Source organism: Guptibacillus hwajinpoensis, from assembly GCF_020171785.1.
In the GTDB taxonomy this organism is placed as follows: domain Bacteria; phylum Bacillota; class Bacilli; order Bacillales; family Guptibacillaceae; genus Guptibacillus; species Guptibacillus sedimenti.
In genome coordinates this window covers 630,976-650,345 of record NZ_JAIVAE010000002.1, presented here as the reverse complement: position 1 = coordinate 650,345, position 19,370 = coordinate 630,976, and the positions used below count along the sequence as shown (strand labels likewise).

22 protein-coding genes and 8 tRNA genes are annotated in these 19,370 nt (G+C 40.5%); 4 read left to right on the top strand and 26 right to left on the bottom strand.

What is annotated here, in order from left to right; genetic code table 11:
• Nucleotides 1-49: 49 nt before the first annotated feature.
• From LCL91_RS03865 to LCL91_RS03825, 9 genes are all read right to left on the bottom strand, one after another.
• Nucleotides 50-832, bottom strand: a complete 783-nt coding sequence (locus LCL91_RS03865) for a serine hydrolase (protein WP_224880069.1) — start codon at nucleotides 830-832, stop codon at nucleotides 50-52.
• Entirely contained in the window at nucleotides 832-1,740 is a 909-nt protein-coding gene (locus LCL91_RS03860; protein WP_224880067.1) for a C40 family peptidase, read from the bottom strand. Before LCL91_RS03860 ends, LCL91_RS03865 begins: the two co-directional genes overlap by 1 nt.
• On the bottom strand, nucleotides 1,727-2,827 hold the full coding sequence (locus tag LCL91_RS03855; RefSeq protein WP_224880065.1) for a dipeptide epimerase: 1,101 nt from the start codon (nucleotides 2,825-2,827) through the stop codon (nucleotides 1,727-1,729). The genes LCL91_RS03860 and LCL91_RS03855 overlap by 14 nt, the downstream gene beginning before the upstream one ends.
• A gap of 171 nt (nucleotides 2,828-2,998) precedes the next feature.
• Nucleotides 2,999-4,630, bottom strand: coding sequence for a peptide ABC transporter substrate-binding protein (locus LCL91_RS03850; RefSeq protein ID WP_305077681.1), 1,632 nt, complete (start codon nucleotides 4,628-4,630; stop codon nucleotides 2,999-3,001).
• A 54-nt stretch (nucleotides 4,631-4,684) separates the two neighbouring features.
• Nucleotides 4,685-5,629 carry an ABC transporter permease gene (locus tag LCL91_RS03845; RefSeq protein ID WP_305077679.1) on the bottom strand — a complete coding sequence of 315 codons (945 nt, stop codon included), beginning with the start codon at nucleotides 5,627-5,629 and terminating at the stop codon, nucleotides 4,685-4,687.
• A 1-nt stretch (nucleotide 5,630) separates the two neighbouring features.
• Entirely contained in the window at nucleotides 5,631-6,560 is a 930-nt protein-coding gene (locus LCL91_RS03840; protein ID WP_098445743.1) for an ABC transporter permease, read from the bottom strand.
• Nucleotides 6,561-6,575: 15 nt separating this feature from the next.
• Nucleotides 6,576-7,397: a M55 family metallopeptidase gene (locus tag LCL91_RS03835; RefSeq protein ID WP_224880062.1), complete on the bottom strand. Its 822-nt coding sequence runs from the start codon at nucleotides 7,395-7,397 to the stop codon at nucleotides 6,576-6,578.
• Nucleotides 7,398-7,584: 187 nt separating this feature from the next.
• Nucleotides 7,585-9,471 carry an ABC-F family ATP-binding cassette domain-containing protein gene (locus LCL91_RS03830; protein WP_224880060.1) on the bottom strand — a complete coding sequence of 629 codons (1,887 nt, stop codon included), beginning with the start codon at nucleotides 9,469-9,471 and terminating at the stop codon, nucleotides 7,585-7,587.
• Nucleotides 9,472-9,806: 335 nt separating this feature from the next.
• Nucleotides 9,807-10,238, bottom strand: a complete 432-nt coding sequence (locus LCL91_RS03825; RefSeq protein ID WP_224880058.1) for a DUF2203 domain-containing protein — start codon at nucleotides 10,236-10,238, stop codon at nucleotides 9,807-9,809.
• A gap of 163 nt (nucleotides 10,239-10,401) precedes the next feature.
• On the opposite strand from LCL91_RS03825, the gene LCL91_RS03820 reads away from it, so the two are divergent.
• Nucleotides 10,402-10,722, top strand: coding sequence for a 2Fe-2S iron-sulfur cluster-binding protein (locus tag LCL91_RS03820; protein WP_098443581.1), 321 nt, complete (start codon nucleotides 10,402-10,404; stop codon nucleotides 10,720-10,722).
• A gap of 40 nt (nucleotides 10,723-10,762) precedes the next feature.
• Here LCL91_RS03820 and LCL91_RS03815 read toward each other — a convergent pair whose 3' ends face one another.
• Entirely contained in the window at nucleotides 10,763-11,428 is a 666-nt protein-coding gene (locus tag LCL91_RS03815) for a GntR family transcriptional regulator (RefSeq protein ID WP_224880056.1), read from the bottom strand.
• 143 nt (nucleotides 11,429-11,571) lie between these two features.
• Here LCL91_RS03815 and LCL91_RS03810 point away from each other — a divergent pair, with 143 nt between their 5' ends.
• Nucleotides 11,572-12,405, top strand: a complete 834-nt coding sequence (locus LCL91_RS03810) for a YitT family protein (RefSeq protein ID WP_224880054.1) — start codon at nucleotides 11,572-11,574, stop codon at nucleotides 12,403-12,405.
• Between the two features lie 43 nt (nucleotides 12,406-12,448).
• On the opposite strand, the gene LCL91_RS03805 is transcribed toward LCL91_RS03810, so the two are convergent.
• Together LCL91_RS03805 and LCL91_RS03800 are read right to left on the bottom strand one after the other, a co-directional pair.
• The gene (locus LCL91_RS03805; protein ID WP_224880051.1) at nucleotides 12,449-12,931 is read right to left on the bottom strand and encodes a dihydrofolate reductase; all 483 of its coding nucleotides are present in this window, start codon (nucleotides 12,929-12,931) and stop codon (nucleotides 12,449-12,451) included.
• Nucleotides 12,928-13,722, bottom strand: a complete 795-nt coding sequence (locus LCL91_RS03800) for a thymidylate synthase (protein ID WP_224880049.1) — start codon at nucleotides 13,720-13,722, stop codon at nucleotides 12,928-12,930. Before LCL91_RS03800 ends, LCL91_RS03805 begins: the two co-directional genes overlap by 4 nt.
• A gap of 150 nt (nucleotides 13,723-13,872) precedes the next feature.
• Between LCL91_RS03800 and LCL91_RS03795 the strand changes: the two genes are divergently transcribed.
• A complete protein-coding gene (locus LCL91_RS03795) occupies nucleotides 13,873-14,316 on the top strand; it encodes an Hsp20/alpha crystallin family protein (RefSeq protein WP_098443576.1) in 444 nt (147 codons plus the stop codon).
• Between the two features lie 34 nt (nucleotides 14,317-14,350).
• On the opposite strand, the gene trxB is transcribed toward LCL91_RS03795, so the two are convergent.
• Entirely contained in the window at nucleotides 14,351-15,292 is a 942-nt protein-coding gene (trxB, locus tag LCL91_RS03790; protein WP_224880047.1) for a thioredoxin-disulfide reductase, read from the bottom strand.
• Between the two features lie 190 nt (nucleotides 15,293-15,482).
• Between trxB and LCL91_RS03785 the strand changes: the two genes are divergently transcribed.
• Nucleotides 15,483-15,719 carry a YuzB family protein gene (locus LCL91_RS03785; RefSeq protein ID WP_098443574.1) on the top strand — a complete coding sequence of 79 codons (237 nt, stop codon included), beginning with the start codon at nucleotides 15,483-15,485 and terminating at the stop codon, nucleotides 15,717-15,719.
• 191 nt (nucleotides 15,720-15,910) lie between these two features.
• Here the strand turns inward: LCL91_RS03785 and LCL91_RS03780 are convergent, their stop codons facing one another.
• From LCL91_RS03780 to LCL91_RS03720, 13 genes are all read right to left on the bottom strand, one after another.
• Nucleotides 15,911-16,138, bottom strand: a complete 228-nt coding sequence (locus tag LCL91_RS03780; RefSeq protein ID WP_224880044.1) for a hypothetical protein — start codon at nucleotides 16,136-16,138, stop codon at nucleotides 15,911-15,913.
• A gap of 56 nt (nucleotides 16,139-16,194) precedes the next feature.
• A complete protein-coding gene (locus LCL91_RS03775; RefSeq protein ID WP_224880042.1) occupies nucleotides 16,195-16,839 on the bottom strand; it encodes a YpjP family protein in 645 nt (214 codons plus the stop codon).
• Between the two features lie 132 nt (nucleotides 16,840-16,971).
• The gene (locus tag LCL91_RS03770) at nucleotides 16,972-17,301 is read right to left on the bottom strand and encodes a transporter (protein WP_224880040.1); all 330 of its coding nucleotides are present in this window, start codon (nucleotides 17,299-17,301) and stop codon (nucleotides 16,972-16,974) included.
• 126 nt (nucleotides 17,302-17,427) lie between these two features.
• A tRNA-Glu gene (locus tag LCL91_RS03765) sits at nucleotides 17,428-17,502 on the bottom strand.
• 7 nt (nucleotides 17,503-17,509) lie between these two features.
• Nucleotides 17,510-17,583, bottom strand: a tRNA-Gly gene (locus LCL91_RS03760).
• Nucleotides 17,584-17,588: 5 nt separating this feature from the next.
• A tRNA-Ser gene (locus LCL91_RS03755) sits at nucleotides 17,589-17,681 on the bottom strand.
• 10 nt (nucleotides 17,682-17,691) lie between these two features.
• Nucleotides 17,692-17,767, bottom strand: a tRNA-Ala gene (locus tag LCL91_RS03750).
• Between the two features lie 6 nt (nucleotides 17,768-17,773).
• Nucleotides 17,774-17,850, bottom strand: a tRNA-Arg gene (locus LCL91_RS03745).
• Nucleotides 17,851-17,862: 12 nt separating this feature from the next.
• Nucleotides 17,863-17,947, bottom strand: a tRNA-Leu gene (locus LCL91_RS03740).
• A gap of 5 nt (nucleotides 17,948-17,952) precedes the next feature.
• Nucleotides 17,953-18,028, bottom strand: a tRNA-Thr gene (locus tag LCL91_RS03735).
• Between the two features lie 34 nt (nucleotides 18,029-18,062).
• Nucleotides 18,063-18,138, bottom strand: a tRNA-Val gene (locus LCL91_RS03730).
• A 153-nt stretch (nucleotides 18,139-18,291) separates the two neighbouring features.
• Entirely contained in the window at nucleotides 18,292-18,447 is a 156-nt protein-coding gene (locus LCL91_RS03725) for a hypothetical protein (RefSeq protein WP_224880037.1), read from the bottom strand.
• A gap of 126 nt (nucleotides 18,448-18,573) precedes the next feature.
• Nucleotides 18,574-19,329 carry an NRDE family protein gene (locus LCL91_RS03720; protein ID WP_224880034.1) on the bottom strand — a complete coding sequence of 252 codons (756 nt, stop codon included), beginning with the start codon at nucleotides 19,327-19,329 and terminating at the stop codon, nucleotides 18,574-18,576.
• Nucleotides 19,330-19,370: the final 41 nt, after the last annotated feature.

Here is a 19,370-nt window from a genome sequence, read left to right as displayed (position 1 = left end):
ATAAAAAAGACGCTCTCCACTTTTGGACAGCGTTTTCGATATCGATCAATTACTCGTAAAAGTCATACAACAACCTGCCTGCATTCGCGATAGCTTCTCGCCCATAACGATTCTCCAATAAGCCTGCTGTTAAAAAGGCATAAACCACAGGACCATTAGAAGTAAACAGTATGCCAGCATCATGTTCGACTCCATTCAGTTCTCCGGTTTTGTGAGCAAGCAAAATTTCTTTTATAGTAGAAATTTTGCTTGGAAACTTATCTTTAAACTGCTGCTGTAATAGAACCTCTACTCCCCATTTCATGGAAGATTGCGATAGTAAATGCTGGGTAACAAATTCACGCAATAGTAAATAGGTGTCTTTCCCACTGAGCATGTTGTCCAATCCTGATTTAAGAGCATCTCGGTCCATCATCTTTCTCATAAGCTTTGAATGAAAGGCTCCTGCTGCTTTCATTGTATGATTAATGTTGTGTTCGCCAACTAAATCAATTAGCTGATTCGTTGCAGTGTTATCAGAGGATATGATCATCAACTTAAGGAGGTCAGCTAACTTCCATTGATAATCACGTGAAAGATGGTTTATCACTCCGGCTCCCCAAACATAATTTACGTTATCGATTTGGACAACCTGATCGATTTTCAACTGTTCATCGTCGACTTGTTTTAATGCTTCAAGCAAGATGGCAATTTTAATAATACTTGCTGAGGATACTGGCTGATCAGCATGTAACGCGATTTCGCCATCAGGGGTCGATACATAAATCGATTGATTCCCTTCAAGCCCGTGAAAACACTCTAGGATTTTTTCTTTCACCTGTCCAAACTGCATCAATTTTTCCCCCAATAACGTACGACCCCACACAATTCTTCCTCGTAAATTGTTCCTTTAAGTGGTGTAACTTCAATAAATCGACCTGTACTAGGAGAATGAATCATTTTCCCGTCTCCATAATAAATGCCAACATGGTGAACCGATCCTTTCCCTTGTTCATAAGCAAAAAAGAGCAAATCTCCTTTTTTCCACTGTCCTTCTTCGACGGCTTCCCCACTTTTCAATTGGTCATGTGCATCACGCGGAATTGTACAGCCAATAGACCTCGCCATATTATAGCTAAACCCTGAACAATCGTACCCATAAGAAGACATGCCTCCCCATAAATAAAGAAGACCAATAAACTTTTCAGCTTCGTGAACAAGCTCATCCCCTGTCCCCACTTGCTCGTTCTTTCTCCAAAGTGTAACATCTTCCTTATCTAATCGTCCCTCCCCATGAGGGGTCCAAACGACATATTCCAACTTTTGCTCATCGAGTACAGGTAGAATCGTTTGATAACTTAATAGCATCTCGCTGTTTTTAGTCACGTCTCGTAGTTTAGCACCATGTTTGTTTGTTGAAACACATAAGGAATTAGGATCAGGTATTCGACTCGATAGCTGAACTGTCGGAATCCATCCTGGATAGCCTCTTTCATCTTTTGAAGAAGGTTGAGAAGGTACTAGAACGTATGACCAATTCCCTCGTTGATCAAGTACAATGACTTCTTCCCCGTATAATACTTGTGATTGGATATGATTTTGATCACATAACTCAAGTCTTTCTGTATATGTTAACGGCTCCAACCAGTCAATTAATTGTACAGGATTTGTAAGAGCATTCTTGTCAATCGATCGTGCTTTTTCTGGCGATGTCCATAAGGTTGCTACTGTTACAGCGATTGTTTTTCTAGTCAATTCCAATTGTCATCCCATCCTTTTCAATTGTGTGAATTCCTAATCCTGGAGTCTCCGTAAAAGTCATCACATTCCTCCTATAGTGAACGCCACCTTGAACGAGATCATCTTGAAACATAAGGGGCGCATCAAAATCAAATCGAGTAATGTTTCGTTGACTTGCAGCAAAATGAGCAGCAGCAGTTATGCCTACACGGGATTCAATCATACTGCCAACCATACACTCCATTCCAGCCGTCTCAGCAAGTGCGTTAATTTTAAGTGCCTGGTGAATGCCTCCAGATTTCATCAGTTTAATATTAATAAGATCACTTGCACGCATTTGAATGACTTGAAGAGCGTCTTGAGGTGAAAATACGCTCTCGTCTGCCATAATTGGTGTCAGTACAGCATCCGTTACTTTCTTCAATCCCTCTAAGTCTTTTCTATGTACCGGCTGTTCAACTAGCTCAATGTTTAGCCCTTCCTCTTCCATTTGACGAATGGCATAAATGGCTTCTTTAGCCGTCCAACCTTGATTTGCATCTAATCGGATACAGGCATCGTTTTGAATGCGTTTTCTAATTTCTCTAATGCGATTTAGATCATTTTGGATCGTATCTTTTCCAACTTTTACTTTTAAAATGGTAAAGCCATCTTCTATGTACTGGACTGCATCATTAGCCATTTCATTAGGATCATTCACGCTTACGGTGTAGTCCGTTTGCATCGTGTTCCGATAACCGCCTAAAAACTGATATAAAGGAAGAGAACTTTTTTTCGATATAAGGTCATAAATGGCCATATCGACCGCAGCTTTCGCACTTGTGTTTCCGATCATCGCATTGTGAAGTTGGTGGAAGATAGATTCATATTCTGTGAGGTTCATTCCAATTAGTTTCGGTTTAATCACATGTTGTATTGCTGAATTAATACTAGCCAGACTCTCCCCCGTAATCACTACCGTTGGCGGAGCTTCACCAAAACCTACTAATTCTTCTGCTTCGATTTTCACCATCACAGCTTCAGCCTCTGTTACCGTTCGAAGCGCCGTTTTAAATGGTTTCTTCAATGGAACTGATACACAAAACGTTTCAATGTTCGTGATCTTCATTTAAATTCTCCTTTTCATGAGGACGTGATCCGGTAAATTTCAACTAGGCTTACGACATTCATCACGTTTATTCTATCAATGATAAACATAGAACTATAGCCCTTTTACATATTTCCTTAAAAGTCTTCTTATAAAAAAGAGCCCGGTTTACTCAAACCGGGCTCCGTGCTTTTACTTAATATCCGCCCATTTCAGTTCCATGTATCCTACAGGGTGACGAACAATTCCCGTCACATCTTCACTCTGAAGGTAAACTTGATTGTAGAAATGAATCGGGAAAATCGGCATTTCTTTGAATAAGAGTGCTTCTGCATCATGCATGTATTCGAAACGTTTCGCTTCGTCCGTTTCTTGTTTCGCCTTTTCGATTAAAGAATCATATTCCTCGTTGCTCCATCCAGTACGGTTCATAGAATGATCCGTTTGGAAACTTTCAAGAAAGTTAATCGGGTCGCCATAATCGGCAAGGAATGAGCTTCTTGAGAATTGCAAGTTTAGTTGCTTTTGTTCATCAGAGAAAACATTCCACTCCTGATTCGCTAGTTCAACATCTACCCCAAGAACTTCTTTGTACATTTGTTGTAGCGTTTCAGCAATTTTCTTATGATCATCACTTGTGTTATAAGTCAGGGTTACTGTAGGAAGTTGATCATACCCCTCTTCTTCCATCCCTTTTTCAAGTAGCTCTTTTGCTTGATCAGCGTCTGTGGTCACGAGGTCACCACCAACTTCTCTAAAATCACCGCCTGCCGCATCTTCAAATCCATATGCAACAAAACCGTAAGCTGGTTTCTCTTCATTCTTCGTAACGAACTCTACAATTTTCTGCTGATCAACGGCCATTGCAAACGCTTTTCGAATATTTTCATTCTGGAAAGGCTCCATTTCAAGGTTGAAGCGATAGAAATAAGTTCCTGACTGATCTTCCACTTGAGCTTTCCCATCGCTGAAAAGTTCTTCGCTTAAGTCAGCTGGGACATCAGAAGTATGAAGCTCTCCTGTTTTATACATTTGATACTCTGTATTCGTATCATCAACCATTGCCCAATTTACTTGGTCAAGCTTTACATTCGCAGCATCCCAATAATTTTCATTCTTACTAAATTCAAACTCAGAATCATGTTCCCATTTTGATAGTTTGAAAGGTCCATTACTTACATACGTATCAGCTTCCGTATGCCATTCAGGGTTTTCTTCAACTGTCGCCTTATGAACAGGGAAGAAAGCCGGGTTTGAAATCAAATTAGGAAAGAAAGCAACGGGACTTTCAAGTGTTACCTCAAGCGTCGTTTCGTCCACAGCTTTTACCATCATATCGTCTTCTGATCCTTCTCCTGTATTATATGCTTCCGCCCCTTCGATGAAGTAAGCAAGAAACGCGGCTGGAGATGCCGTATCAGGATTCGCTAGTCGCTTCCAGGCATATTCAAAATCATCAGCAGTAACGACTTCTCCATTCGACCACTTCGCATCTTCACGTAATTGGAACGTATACGTTTTGCCATCTTCAGATAGCTCCCACTCTTTTGCCGCAGCCGGCTGTGGCTGATCCTTCTCATCAAGACGCGTTAAACCTTCCATTAAGTTGTTCAACGCGTTCCATGATACGCTATCAAAACCAATTGGTGGATCAAATGAAGTTGGTTCACTTCCATTATTCAGCTTAAGTACCTTTGTACCCTCTTCTTGCTTTGCATCGTCACTTCCTGAGTTTGAATTTGATGAGCTATTTTCCGTTGTTGTACAACCAACGATTCCAATAAGAAGCAACAAGGAAAGTAGCATTGTTATGATTTTCTTCAAATAAATTTCCCCCTTAAAATGTCATTATCAGTGAAATCTCATAAAAATGAGGTTTTACTTACGTAATTTTGGATCAAGCGCGTCCTGCAAACCATCGCCAAGAACGTTAAAAGCAAACATCGTTAACGAAATAAAGAATGCAGGGAAAAATAATCTCCACCAGTGACCAGATAAAATAACAGACAATCCATCATTCGCCATAACACCCCAACTCGCAACAGGTGCCTGTACACCTAGCCCTAGAAAGCTTAAAAAAGCTTCTGCAAAGATTGCCGTGGGTACAGTCAGCGTCATTTGAACGATAATCGGCCCCATTGTATTCGGAAGTAGGTTCTTTCGAATAACTCGACCAGCACGCGCTCCAAACGTTCTGGATGCCAGTACGTGTTCTGCATTCTTTAATTGAAGAACCTGGCCGCGAACAATTCTCGCCATACCAACCCATCCTGTTACGGTTAACGCAATAATAATTGTAAACAGTCCTGGACCCATAACCACCATCAGTAAGATCACCATTAGTAAGTACGGAAGACCATATAAAATTTCAATGATTCTCATCATAAAATTATCTGTTCTTCCACCTTTATAACCAGAAAACCCACCATAAGCGACTCCGATGATGAAATCGATAATGGCTGCCATAAATCCAACGAATAATGAAATCCTCGCTCCATTCCATGTTCGCGTAAACATATCTCGTCCAAGATTATCTGTACCGAACCAATGTTCAGAAGAAGGTGGTAAATTGCCTTCTGTTAGCACCTGGTGATCATAGGAATATGGCGTTAATAACGGCCCAAAGATCGCCATCAATACGAGTAAAACTAGCATCACAAGTCCAGCCATAGATAGCTTGTTCCCAGAAAGCCTCATCCAGGCATCTTTCCAATAGGAAATACTAGGTTTCGCGATCATTTCAGCATTAGAAGAGGGATTTTGTAACGGAAGAAACAGATCATCAGATAACTCCTGTTTTATTTCTTTTCGCTCTGGTATCATGCTACTCCCCCCTCTTATGTAGCTTAATTCTCGGATCTAATATCCCGTAAGCAATGTCTACAATAAAGAGCATCATTATGAGGAAAGCACTATAAAAGACAGTTGTTCCCATAATGACAGGATAATCACGATCATTAATGCCGTTAATAAAGTATTTCCCCATTCCAGGGATGGCAAAGATTTTTTCAATAACAAAACTACCCGTCAAAACACCAGCAACAAGCGTACCAAGAATCGTGATAACCGGTAGTAACGCATTCCTAAGCGCATGCTTTGTCACAATTTGAAAAGTAGTCATTCCTTTCGCACGAGCCGTCATGATGTAATCTTGGTTTAGTACTTCGATCATACTTGACCTCGTTAATCGCGCAATGATCGCCATTGGGCCTGTAGCAAGCGCGATTGATGGTAGAATCATATGCATTGGTGACGCCCACGTCGCTACCGGGAAAATCTCCCATGTGACGGCTAATTGTTGAATAAGTAGTGTCGCCATAATAAAATTCGGTACAGAAATCCCTATTACTGCAAATGTCATGGCCATATAATCAATTGCCCCATTGTGACGAAGTGCGGCCATGATACCAAGTATTATGCCTGAAATAATCGCAATAAGAAGAGAAGTTATTCCGAGCTCTGCTGAGACAGGAAACCCTCTCCCAATCATTTCATTAACGGAGGTAGATGATTGTTTAATTGATGGTCCAAAGTCAAGTGTTGCAAGAGATTTAATATAAATCGCATATTGAATAAAGACCGGTTCATCTAAATGGTAATGCGCTTCAAGATTTTGCTGCACTGCTTCACTGGTGTTTCTTTCCTGGTTAAATGGTGACCCTGGAACCGCGTGCATTAAGAAGAACGTAATGGTTACGATGATCCATAATGTAATCACCATGGCGAAGAGACGATTAACAATATATTTCGCCACAGGCATCCCTACTTTCTAGCTAAATGTTGTTCTAGATGCTAATTCTGTCATCACAAGCATGGCTCGATAAGCTTCAAGCATATTTTTCGCTTGATATTTAACGGTGGTTTCTGTTTCAATTTCGACACCAGGCATCAGGCTCGCCCACTCGGCTTGTCCATAATTAGTAAATTCAATGCGAAGATCAGGCTCACGAGGAGGAACTAAAGGTTCGACATTGTGTCTGTTAACAAACGCCTTCTCTGTCTGTTCACGCAAAATCCTTTCTGTTTTATGGGGAGAAAATAAAAGCGCAGAAGATCGCGAAATCGATTCTTTAACTACAGCAGTTGTAATATTTGGGATTAGCTGTTCAGCTTCAAGTGCTGCTCGATCATCACCAGCGGCAAACAATACTGGAACACCCAAATATCCTGCAACGTAAGCATTCATTCCCAGCTCTCCAACAACTTGCTCATTTATGTAGAAATTTCTTACATTGTGAAACATGGAATGAGACATTGCACCCGGAGTGCCAGCGCGTGCGTGATAGCCAATCATTCCCATTCCTTCATATGTACTGTCCAACCCTTGAACCATTGAATAAGGTTTCACATCTCCTGAAATGAGCCTTGCTTCAGGGTGAAGTTTCTCAAAAAGCAAGTTGTTCATTTTTGAATGACTATCATTCACCGTTATCGCTGAACATCCACATCCAAATGCCGATTCAATCACATGATTGGCTTCCTCTGTCATGATTTCCTGCCCGCGTTCGTAGTGCCGCTTGCTCGAATCAATAAACGAGTCATCAACAAGTCCTGATATTCCTTCCATATCTACCGATAAATAAAACTTCACAAATTTTCTCCCTTCTCTCTAGATTCGTAACTTTCTGAATTATTATACCACTTTTTACTTCGTTTCTCAAAATATTCTAAAGACATTGTGAAGTTTTATTTCATAGTTTTTTCCCTTTACTCCTAGTTAAAAGAAATAGACACAATAAAAAGATCCTACCAGCGTGTATGGTAGGATCTTGTATTGCTTATTCCATTTTTTCCGAGAGCTCAGACCAACGTTCAATTTTTTCTTCTAGCTTCATTGAAAGAGCCTGCTCTTCTTTATAGAGCTCGTCTACTTTGGCAAAATCACTTCCTGATTCTGCAATTTCATTCTTCACGTCTTCAATGCGCTGCTCTATTTTCTCAATTGTGTCCCCAATGGTTTCCCATTCTTTCTTTTCTTTATAGGACAATTTCACTTGCTTAGGCTTTTCATTTACAATGTTTTCTTTTTGACTCGATTGCTTTTTATCTTGTGCTTCAAGTTCTTTTTCTCTTTTTACAACGTCAAGGTAATCAGAGTAAGAGCCATAATAATGATCAATCTTTCCTGTGCCATCAAAAACAAAAAGTTGCTCTGCGATCTTATCAAGGAAATAGCGATCGTGAGAGACAGTAATAACAGCCCCTGGGAAATCAGCAAGGTAGTCTTCCAATACCGCTAACGTTTGAACATCCAAATCGTTCGTAGGTTCATCAAGAAAAAGGACATTTGGTTCTTCCATTAGAATGCGAAGCAAATATAACCTTCTTTTCTCTCCACCGGACAATCGGGATATGTAAGTCCACTGCATATCAGGTGAAAATAAAAATCGCTCAAGCATTTGGGAAGCTGAAACGGTACCGCCTTTACGTAGGCGAACCTCTTCTCCCCCTTCTCGAATGTACTCAATAACTCTTAGAGATTCATCAAGCCCTTCATTTTGTTGGGTGTAAAAACCAGGCTTAACTGTGACCCCAATTTCAACGTGACCAGCGTCAGGGGCAATCCGACCTGCAAGCATATTGAGTAATGTTGTTTTACCAGAACCATTGGGTCCGATGATGCCTATTCGGTCTTGAGGAAGGACAAGATAGTTAAAGCGATCAGTCAAAATGCGACCATTAATGGTTTTTGTAAGGTCAGTTGCTTCAATCACCTTTTTGCCTAGTCGACTAGCCCCTAATGCCATATCTACATTGCCTTCAGTCGCACGCCCAGGTACTTCTTTCATGTTTTCAATTCTTTGTTTCCTGGCTTTTTGTTTTGTGGTTCTTGCTTTAGCTCCCTTTTTTAGCCATTCGAGTTCACTCTTAAGTAATTTGTTATGCTTATCTTCTTCTTTTGCTTCACGTTCTTCTCGCAACGCTTTTTGTTCTAAAAACGTCGCATAGTTTCCATCATATTCAAATAACCGCCCCTTATCTAATTCAAAAATACGATTCGTTACGCGATTAAGAAAGTACCGGTCATGTGTGACAAGTAATAGCGTGCCCGAATAGCTCGCAAGATACTGCTCGAGCCACTCTACTGTAGCATTATCAATATGGTTTGTAGGTTCATCAAGAATTAATAAATCGGCAGGATTAATAAATGCTTTTGCTAGTGCCACCCGCTTCTGTTGACCACCTGATAATGCATTAACCTTTGCCTCAAAATCATGGAGACCTAGCTTCGTTAAGATTGTTTTAGCTTGTGTACTAAAATCCCATGCTTGAAGACGATCCATGTCTTCTTGTGCTTGAAGCAACTTTTCTTGAGCAGATTCTTTTTCGGGATGATTCATAACGATTTGAAGTGCCTCTTCATATTTCCGCACCGTATTAAAAAGTGGAACGTCACTATCAAAAACCGTTTCAAGAATCGTTTTCTTTTCTATAAATACAGGATCTTGAGGTAAATATTCCACATGAAATTGATTCGCGTGATAAAGTTTGCCACGATCCATTGATTCAAGCCCCGCAAGGATTTTAAGCAATGATGATTTTCCAGTCCCGTTAACACCGATTAATCCGATTCTTTGCTTATCTTCGAGCGAAAAAGATATTTCATCGAATAATGTTTTTTCTCCATATGACTTGGTGATTGATTCAGCCTGTAACAAGCTCATGATCCTCATCCTTTTCTCTCTTTAGTCTGCTTTCTATTTTAACTGTTTTAGAGATAGAAGGGAACTAATCAACTACTTTCATAAAGAAAAGAAGCTCCATTCAGAGCTTCTTTTTGTTAGGCATTCTTTTTCTGTTTTTTATTTTTTTTATGTTTCTTATTATTGTTCTGATCAGCTGCAAGCTCACTCGCAAATTCTGTCTCATGCTTCTGATTTTGCTTAGGATTTTTCATTGCTTCACCTCCCTCGTTTCTTAAGGTAAGCAATATTTTATTTTCTATACTAATACGGTAATTGAAATTTATAAACTGTTCAAAAAAAGGGGCTGAACGACCTCAGCCCTGCTCTTCTTCTTTAATGATGTTTTCAATCGGTTCCCTTTGGCTAAACCCTCCAAGATCAGAATGAAAAAAGGATACCTCGCTTTCCCCTTCTTTCCAACAAAGTAGCACTTTTTTTCCATTGATAACGGCTGGAAAATCAATTAACCCTTCATCTACGTTTTTTATTTCGACACCAAGGGCCATAATATTATTGATAAACGTTTGTGCCTCTAATTCCATAAATTCCATACGCGCTTCTTTTTTAAATAGAATATCCTCATCTACTTTTGTTTTATGGCGATAAAGAAGCGTTTTTTTATGTTGCTCAATTTGATCATAATGTTCATTAAACTGGGCTTTTAAACGCTTTAATCCGGCGAGCTCTCTTTTAATCATGGGTAATAAATTATTCGCTTCCTCTAAAGTAAAATATTTTTTATCCATGTTTTTCCTCCTGGTTCATCTTTACTACTTCTTATTTACCCTTCCTTCTATTCTTTACACATCATTCGACGAAATTTTACAATTAAAAGAGTGCTTCAAACGAGTACATATTTCCGATATGATAGTAAGTGAACGGGGAACGATTTATAAAGGAGGAATTTCTTTGGCTAAAGTAACAGTACCAGACCATGGATCATTTGACGTAGAAGAAGGAACAAAATTAACTCTTGCACTTGAAGATAACGGAGTTCAGGTGCTTCACCGGTGCGGTGGTAAAGCAAAATGCACAACTTGCCGTGTTGAAGTAATGAATGGGGAGTTTGGAGATCTCACAGAAATTGAGCAGGAAGCATTCAAGAAAAAAGGTGTAGAAGAAAACCTACGTCTTTCCTGTCAAGTTCGTGTTAACGGTGATTGTGAAGTAAAACCTATGATGACTGTTGAAAGTTCTGGTCTGGATGCCGGTCCGAGACCTGCAGAATAAGGGAACTTACTTAGACGAGCTATACACAGCTCGTCTTTCTTTAGAATAATTTCGTAAGCGACTGATATTTGTGCTTGTCATTCTCGAGCTTTGCTAAACTATGATTAAGGTGTTCCTTAACCACTTGAAGAAGGCTCCCCTTATCATTCTTCTCGATAAGCTGATTCATTTGATGATGTTCGAGAAGATCATTATCATCATTTTCTCTAAAAACATCATACAAAATCATATAAATGGTGATTTGGTTTAATATCTTCTCCATAAAATCAATTAAATAACGATTTCCACTCGCATTTGCCATTATAAGATGAAACGCTTTATTTTGCTCATGGTATACAAGCATGTCCCCCGCTTCAAAAGCTTTACTCATCTCCTCTGTATGAGATTTTAACAACGCTATATGTGTTTTCACTAGTTTAGAGTATCCTTCTCTGACTGCCATTTCTTCTAAGACTTTTCTCATTTCAAAAGCCTGAATCATCTCTTCCATTGTCGGTTGAACGATAAATGCCCCTTTATTCGGAATGACATCGACAAGTCCCTCTGCTTCTAACTTCGAAATGGCGCTACGAATCGGCGTTCTGCTAGCATTTACTTTCGCTGCAATTGCACTTTCAAACAGCTGATTTCCGGGTGCAATTTGTCTCCTCAATATTGCATTCTTAATAAGCTGATATACTTTTTGCTCGACCGTTTCTTTTCGCATATCTCAAGACCCGCCTTACCTTTCTTTTCCCTCATTTTAACATATGGATTGTTTTTTTGAACAATATTGTTGAACAATCTTGTTCGACTTTATCCGATATGATATATTATCCTACGTATTCAGGAACAGAACGGAGTGATAAAATGAATAACACCGGAAAAGAAATCACTTTAATTATTATTGGATCGCTATTCTTTGCGCTTGGAGTAAACTTGTTTGCGATTCCGAATGAATTAGGTGAAGGTGGCGTAACCGGTATTTCCATGACGCTATATTATATTCTTGATTGGTCACCGGGAATTACGAACTTTGTAATGAACGCTGTACTTTTAGCGATTGGATACAAAGTACTAAACAAACGAGTAACTTGGTACACAATGCTTGCCATTTTCTTTAGCTCCCTATTTATCCAGCTCACTGAGGGAATGGGCGAACCTCTTGATATCATGCTTGGTACTGTCTTTGCAGGTGTGTTCATCGGGATCGGACTTGGTCTTGTTCTTCGCTCCGGTGGAACAACCGGCGGCTCTACAATTGTAGCCAGAATGCTTAACCAGCACTTTGGATGGAGCGTTAGTACATCGATGTTTGTATTCGATATTCTAGTCGTTCTCGGTTCTTCTGTCGTTATTGGAATTGAAAATACGATGTATACGGGAATTTCTATCTATATTAGTACGAAGATATTGGACTATTTAATTGATGGATTTGATACGCGAAAAGCCGTTACGATTATTTCAACTAGCACCGTCGCAATCGCCGAAAAAGTAAGCGAAGAAATGGACCGAGGTGTTACAGTCATTAATGCACGAGGTCACTATTCAAATGAATCAAAAGATATTCTATACGTTGTGATTAACAAACAGGAGCTTTTTCTTCTCAAAAAAATGATTCAACAAGTGGATGATAAAGCTTTTGTTGTCGTTCATGATGTGCGAGACGTTTTTGGAGAAGGTTTTACCTTTCCAAAAACATAGTGATCAAAGAATCCCCCGTGAAGTTCACGGGGGATTCTTTTTATTAGACTCGATCGTATACTACAAAATCAAAATCATGTTGATTTCGGTCATCTCTTTCATGTTTTTCTCTGGATGTTTCATTCCAATCCTCTTTAGAGAAATCAGGGAAATAAGTATCCCCGTTAAACGTTTCATGAATTTCGGTAATATATAGTCGATCCGCATGCGGCAGAATTTGACGATAAATCTCCGCTCCACCGATCACAAACCACTCTTTTTCTTCACGCTTTGTAAGATCGAGAAAAGCTTCGATTGAATGGAGAACCGTAACCCCTTCATATTCGAGATTTCTTCTCGTAATTAGATAGTTTTCACGTCCTGGTAACGCTTTTCCAATCGATTCAAACGTTTTTCTTCCCATCACGATCGACTTTCCAGTGGTCATTCGTTTAAAGTAAGCAAGATCAGCTGGCAGATGCCATGGAAGATCGTTGTCTTTACCAATTAGCTGCTTTTCATCCATTGCAAGAAGAAATGAAATCATACAGAAACCTCTCCTTTAATATGAGGATGAGGATGATAATCCGTTAATTCAAAATCCTCAAATGAGAAATCAAAGATGGATTTCACTTCTGGATTGATTTTCATTTTGGGTAAATCTTTCGGATCACGCGTAAGTTGAAGCTGAACTTGCTCGATATGGTTGTTATAAATGTGAGCATCGCCTAACGTATGAATAAACTCACCGGGCTCTAAGTCACACACTTGTGCCATCATCATAGTGAGAAGTGCATATGAAGCGATGTTAAATGGTACACCAAGAAAAACATCAGCAGACCGCTGATAAAGCTGACAAGAAAGTTTACCATCCGCTACGTAAAACTGGAAAAGACAGTGACATGGAGGCAAAGCCATATCGTCAACTTCAGAAGGATTCCATGCTGTTACGATCATCCTTCTTGAATTCGGGTTTGTTTTGATTTGTTCAACCACTTTCGCAATTTGATCGACTGTCGATCCGTCTGCGCCTGTCCATGAACGCCATTGATGACCGTAAACAGGACCAAGCTCCCCGTTTTCATCAGCCCATTCATTCCAAATACGCACGCCGTTATCTTGAAGATACTTTACGTTTGTATCCCCTTTTAAAAACCAAAGTAGCTCATGAATAATGGATCTTAGATGAAGTTTTTTTGTTGTTAATGCAGGAAAACCCTCCTGCAAATCAAAGCGCATTTGGTGACCAAACACACTCATTGTACCTGTACCTGTTCGATCGGATTTTTTTGTTCCGTTATGTAAAATCTCTTCGCAAAGCTGCAAATAAGTCTTCATCGTACTCCTCCTTTAATTCTCTACTGACCATTGTAACATGAAGAAAGTAGAGAAGTAACTTTAGAATCCCTTGTAAAAAACAGCCAAAAGGAACATTTTCCATGGGCACACATACTTTATATCAGAAATGTTGGAAAGGATGAATGTTAAATGGGTAAAGGCGATAAATTGCCGAAACTGTTTCAAGATCCTGCTATTCAAAATTGGATGAACACGTTTGATGATTTTTTTAAAGAGCCGTTTGCCAATTTGCTGCCTGCGCAATCGTTTCGCGTTGACCTATATGAAACGGATGCTGCTTTTATCGTAGAGGCAGAGTTACCTGGTATTTCAAAAGAACAAATTAAGGTTGAACCGCTTGGAGATGGACTGCGCATTTCAATCGAGTCGAAAGAATATCAAGAAACACGAAACGATAAGCAAAAGTATTATAAACAAGAACGCTCTTATGCGAGTACGAGTCGCACGATCAAACTGCCTTATCACTTCTCAATGAAAAATGTGAAGGGAAAATACGAAAACGGCATTCTTGAAATTAAAATTCCAAAAGCCGACCGCATTCAAAACGATTCAAACTATATCGATATCCATTAAAAAAGCGTAGGGCACCTGCCCTGCGCTTTCATGTTTACATACTCCAATCAATAAAGGCGTTACCTTCTAAGAACCGCTCACAATCCATCGCAGCCATACAGCCTGTTCCTGCTGCTGTAATCGCTTGTCGGTAAGTAAAATCCTGAACATCGCCACATGCAAATACACCTGGAACATTCGTTCTGGTGGTTCCTGGTTCCACTTGGATATAACCTTTATCGTCCATGTTAAGTTTACCCTGAAGAAAATCTGTGTTTGGACGGTGGCCTATGGCAACGAAAATACCATCCGTTTTCACAATTTCTTCTTTTCCGGAATCACTATCCTTCACTTTAATACCACTAACTTTATTGTTTTCGGCCACAACCTCAATAGGTGAAGCATTGAGTTTCCAGCTGATTTTTTCGTTAGTTCGTGCGCGCTCTTGCATGATTTTTGAGGCACGTAAATCCTTTCTTCGATGAAGGATGGTTACTTCCGAAGCAAATTTTGTTAAAAAAGTGGCTTCTTCCATCGCAGAGTCTCCTCCACCAATTACGACGATTTTTTTACCACGGAAGAAAAAGCCATCACACGTCGCACATGTACTTACACCTCTGCCCATATTCTCTGATTCACCTGGAATTCCAAGAAGCTTCGCTGAAGCACCAGTCGAAATAAGAACTGATTCTGCCACGATGTCGCCAAGCGTATCCGTTGTTAATTTAAAAGGACGTTCACTAAAATCAATGTCCTTCACCCAGCCGCGTTCGATTGTTGCACCAAAACGGAGCGCCTGCTTCTTCATGTTTTCCATCAATTCAGGGCCAAGAACACCATCCGGAAACCCGGGGAAATTTTCTACATCAGTTGTTAACGTAAGCTGACCACCAGGTTCCGGCCCTTCAATGACAAGCGGATCCATATTTGCTCTCGCAAGGTAAATCGCTGCTGTTAAACCTGCTGGTCCTGTTCCTACAATAACTGCTTTATGCATAATGACCCTCCTCTATCGACTTCATTATGTTATTTTTCCTAATTATAAAGAAATAAACCCTTCTCTTACAAATTATATGAGTCATAGTCAATATGTTTCTTCGTCCATGCAAATGGTTGTCCATTTTCCTCCCTTCTTGGTAGAATGGAAACAGTTATGAATTTGTGAGGAAAACTTGAGGTGAATAGAAATGAATCCAATTGTAGAATTTTGCATGAGCAATCTTTCAAGCGGTTCACATAAAGCAATGGAAACACTAGAAAAAGATACGGACCTAGACGTCCTTGAATATTCCTGTCTTGGCCATTGCACGCTATGTAGCCAAGAAATGTACTGCCTTGTAAATGGCGAACGTGTGACAGGTGAAACGCCAGATGAACTTGTTGATAACGTCTACCAGTTCATCGAAGAAAACCCGATGTTTTAAGGAGAATCGGACATACTAAGTGATGAATCTAAGTAGAGGAGGCACTTGTATGAAAAACCGTAATGCTTATGATCCTAAAACCGGGGTACAGGGCAAAAAAGAGGGCGAAGACGCTCTTCTGATGAATAAAAAAAGAGGCCCGCAAAACGCGCGCCCTAAAAAGAAGTAAAAGCCGCACGCTGCGGCTTTTTTTATGCGATTCGAAACCGAAATGTGAACCAAAAATCATCATTTAACAAAATCCCTGTTGCAATGATATGCTGTTCGCCTTCTTCATCGAGTGTAATCCAACTATTGTGTTCATCCCTGTAAACCGGATAAAAATTTCCCTCTTTAAATAATTTCCGCTGAAACGGGTTTTCTGAACCGACAAGCGGTTCTTCTTCAAAAACATCTCTAATGCATTGTACAAGTTCCATCTAGGCTGTAATCCTCCCTTACTACTCTCCAACCAAAAACACCCCGCGCACCTCTCTTAAGAGAGCCACTTAGGCGGAGTGTTTTTATCCCAATAAATTTTACCTACTTCATAATGCTCTTCAAAATTATCATCTGCTGCATGATAGTGAAAGTTAAACCAGTAGCCATCCTGAGGTGGATGATCTCTTCGAACGTGAAAGCGCAAAAGGTCTTCTCCACTCTGTTCGCTGTATACATGAAGAATCCGCTCTCCATATCCGCCAGACGGTGATTCCGTTAAACGAAGCGTCCTAAGTTCTTCAATGTCGAGATCTGCAACAGATGCTGCAATGGCTTCTGTCATTTTGGGAACGATTGACTCCGAATATTCGCTACCTACACGAGTTGAAATCGCTTCTCCAAACTTTGATAATCCCTGTTCTTCTGACTGACTACTTGCATAAGTGACAAAATGCGCAAGTAATTCAGAAGAAGGCACTTGAGCTGCAATTGTCGGCCAATCTGTAGCCTCTTCTTCCGAAGGTTCCGATAACCCTAAAGGCTCGTCCAATGAATCGAGAAGAAGATGGCCTTCCTCCTGATACGTCTCTGACGGCTCGTTTTTTTCATCTGCCAGGTATCCAGTAGGAATAACCGTTCCTAACGTCATAACAGCGACAAATGCTACAAATAACTTTCTCATCCATAGAGGGAATTTCATTATGTGCACCTGACTTTCGAAGATCAATAATTAGTCTTATTTTCGCACGATCTATTAAAAAAAGCCAGATATTTACGCTAATTTTCACAATGAAGTCATGAAAAAGAGCGCCTCATGTAAGCGCTCCACGATTTAGCATTGAAACATGTCAATTCTTCTTAAGCTAATTCCTGTATAAACCCACCTTCTACCAGTCCAACGAAATCCGGATACAGACGTACGTCCTACAAATACCGGCCAAAACCAGAACGAATTGCCACCCCTCATCCAAATATAGGTAAATCGATACATGCATCTTCTGATTGAGCCAGGATCAACAGCAAACGTTCCTGCTTGCGCAGAAGACATTGGTCTTGGAGGCGGTGATGCAGGTGGGCTCGATGTTGGTGCTACTGGCTGCTGGCGATAAGCATCAGTGTTGTCATAGTGGTAAGCAATATGTTCATGTTCTTCATAAACCATTCGATCCATCCCCTCTCTTATATACAGCAATGTATGCGGTATCCAAGTGAGATGTACCGAAATGAAAACAACAAAAAAGCATCTCTCCTGAGTATGCTTAAGAAAAATTATATCATTAAATGATGCTGGTGACCCGTACGGGATTCGAACCCGTGTTACCGCCGTGAAAGGGCGGTGTCTTAACCGCTTGACCAACGGGCCAACAAATTGGAGCGGGTGATGGGGATCGAACCCACGACATCAGCTTGGAAGGCTGAGGTTTTACCACTAAACTACACCCGCAAAGATGGAGGAGGAAGAGGGATTCGAACCCCCGCGGGCGACTAAGCCCCTGTCGGTTTTCAAGACCGATCCCTTCAGCCAGACTTGGGTATTCCTCCGATATATAGTTGGTGGAGCCTAGCGGGATCGAACCGCTGACCTCCTGCGTGCAAGGCAGGCGCTCTCCCAGCTGAGCTAAGGCCCCGAAATATGGTGCGCCCGAGAGAAGTCGAATCCCTAACCTTCTGATCCGTAGTCAGACGCTCTATCCAATTGAGCTACGGGCGCAAAAATAATATATGGTGCGGGTGAAGGGACTTGAACCCCCACGTCGTAAGACACTAGATCCTAAGTCTAGCGCGTCTGCCAATTCCGCCACACCCGCATGTGTGGTGCCGGCCAGAGGACTTGAACCCCCAACCTACTGATTACAAGTCAGTTGCTCTACCAATTGAGCTAGGCCGGCATGATTTTATTAGTGATAACACACTTAAAAGAAATGGTGGAGGATGACGGGCTCGAACCGCCGACCCTCTGCTTGTAAGGCAGATGCTCTCCCAGCTGAGCTAATCCTCCATTAAACAGCGACTTCATTATCTTACTATATAATCTGTTTCTTTGTCAACACTTAATTTCTTGTGTTTTTTCAAGGACAAGACTTATCTTATCATCGCTTTATAAAAAACACAACCCTTTTTCATAAAAAAAAGCGAGGGATTTCTTCCTCGCTTATACTAGGGTTTGAATAAGTGGTTTTTTCTTTTTATTTTCACGGAGTACTGGTCTTTTTTTAGTCACCATTTCAGAATCATATTTTCGGTATTCCCTCATATCAAGTGATTCCCTCAAAAGCTGATCTTCAAGATAGTGACGCTTTCTTTTCAAAAAAACCCCTCCTCATAAGTATTAACTCTCAATACCCCTGTATGCTCGTTTTGAAACTAGAACCTCTTACTTTATTTTAGATTGAAAAGTTACAGGTAACACATAATTTATTCAGTACCTGAAACTTTATTCCTCATTCAGGATAAATTGGTATGTGTTTTCCTGATCCTTTCCTGATCGCTCGGTAAAGGTTACTTGACCATCCCGTGTAACGGTGATGATCGTTTGCGCTCTTGTACCGTAATTCTCAGAGGAAATAAATACTGGTGAAAGCATTCTCTCCCATTCGATTGGTACCCCTGTTTCAGGTAATAAATGATCTGGCGCAGCATCGGCGTGTGAGAGCATTTCAAAAAGCCGTTCCTGATCAAGTTCGTTTTCTTCTCGTATATAGTGGGTGAGCGCATCCTTAAGAATCTCTACTTTCGGCCAGTTCGTATTCAATAAATGATTACTTACCGCATGAATGCCACTTTCTACTCTGGAAATTTGGTTTTGCTTATTTGAATAGTAATAAAGGGTGTTGAAATCTCCCGCAAGTAAATTAAATCCATTGTACTGATCTTTCTTTTGTTGAACGGTTTTTAAATATGCCTCTGCTGTTTGATTCTGTCGTAAGTAATCAGTAGGTAAATCGCCTCTTGAGTGCTTCTTAGGTTCTTCACCAGGTTCTCGATAATTTGTAAGCGCCGCAACTTTCCCTTTTGTTGTAACACCAAGCCATGTTCCCATTGCTTTCAAATCACGACCACCTAGTAATCCAGGTACATCGTCCCAATAATGCGCAGGCATTGTTGGACGCTCGTAAAATTCGTCTCGATTAGCGATTAAAATAAAAGGGTATTTTTTATGAGCATGTATTGCTACAGCAATTAAACACACCTCCACGTACCTCCTCACCCTGGTTAAGTGTAAAAAAAACG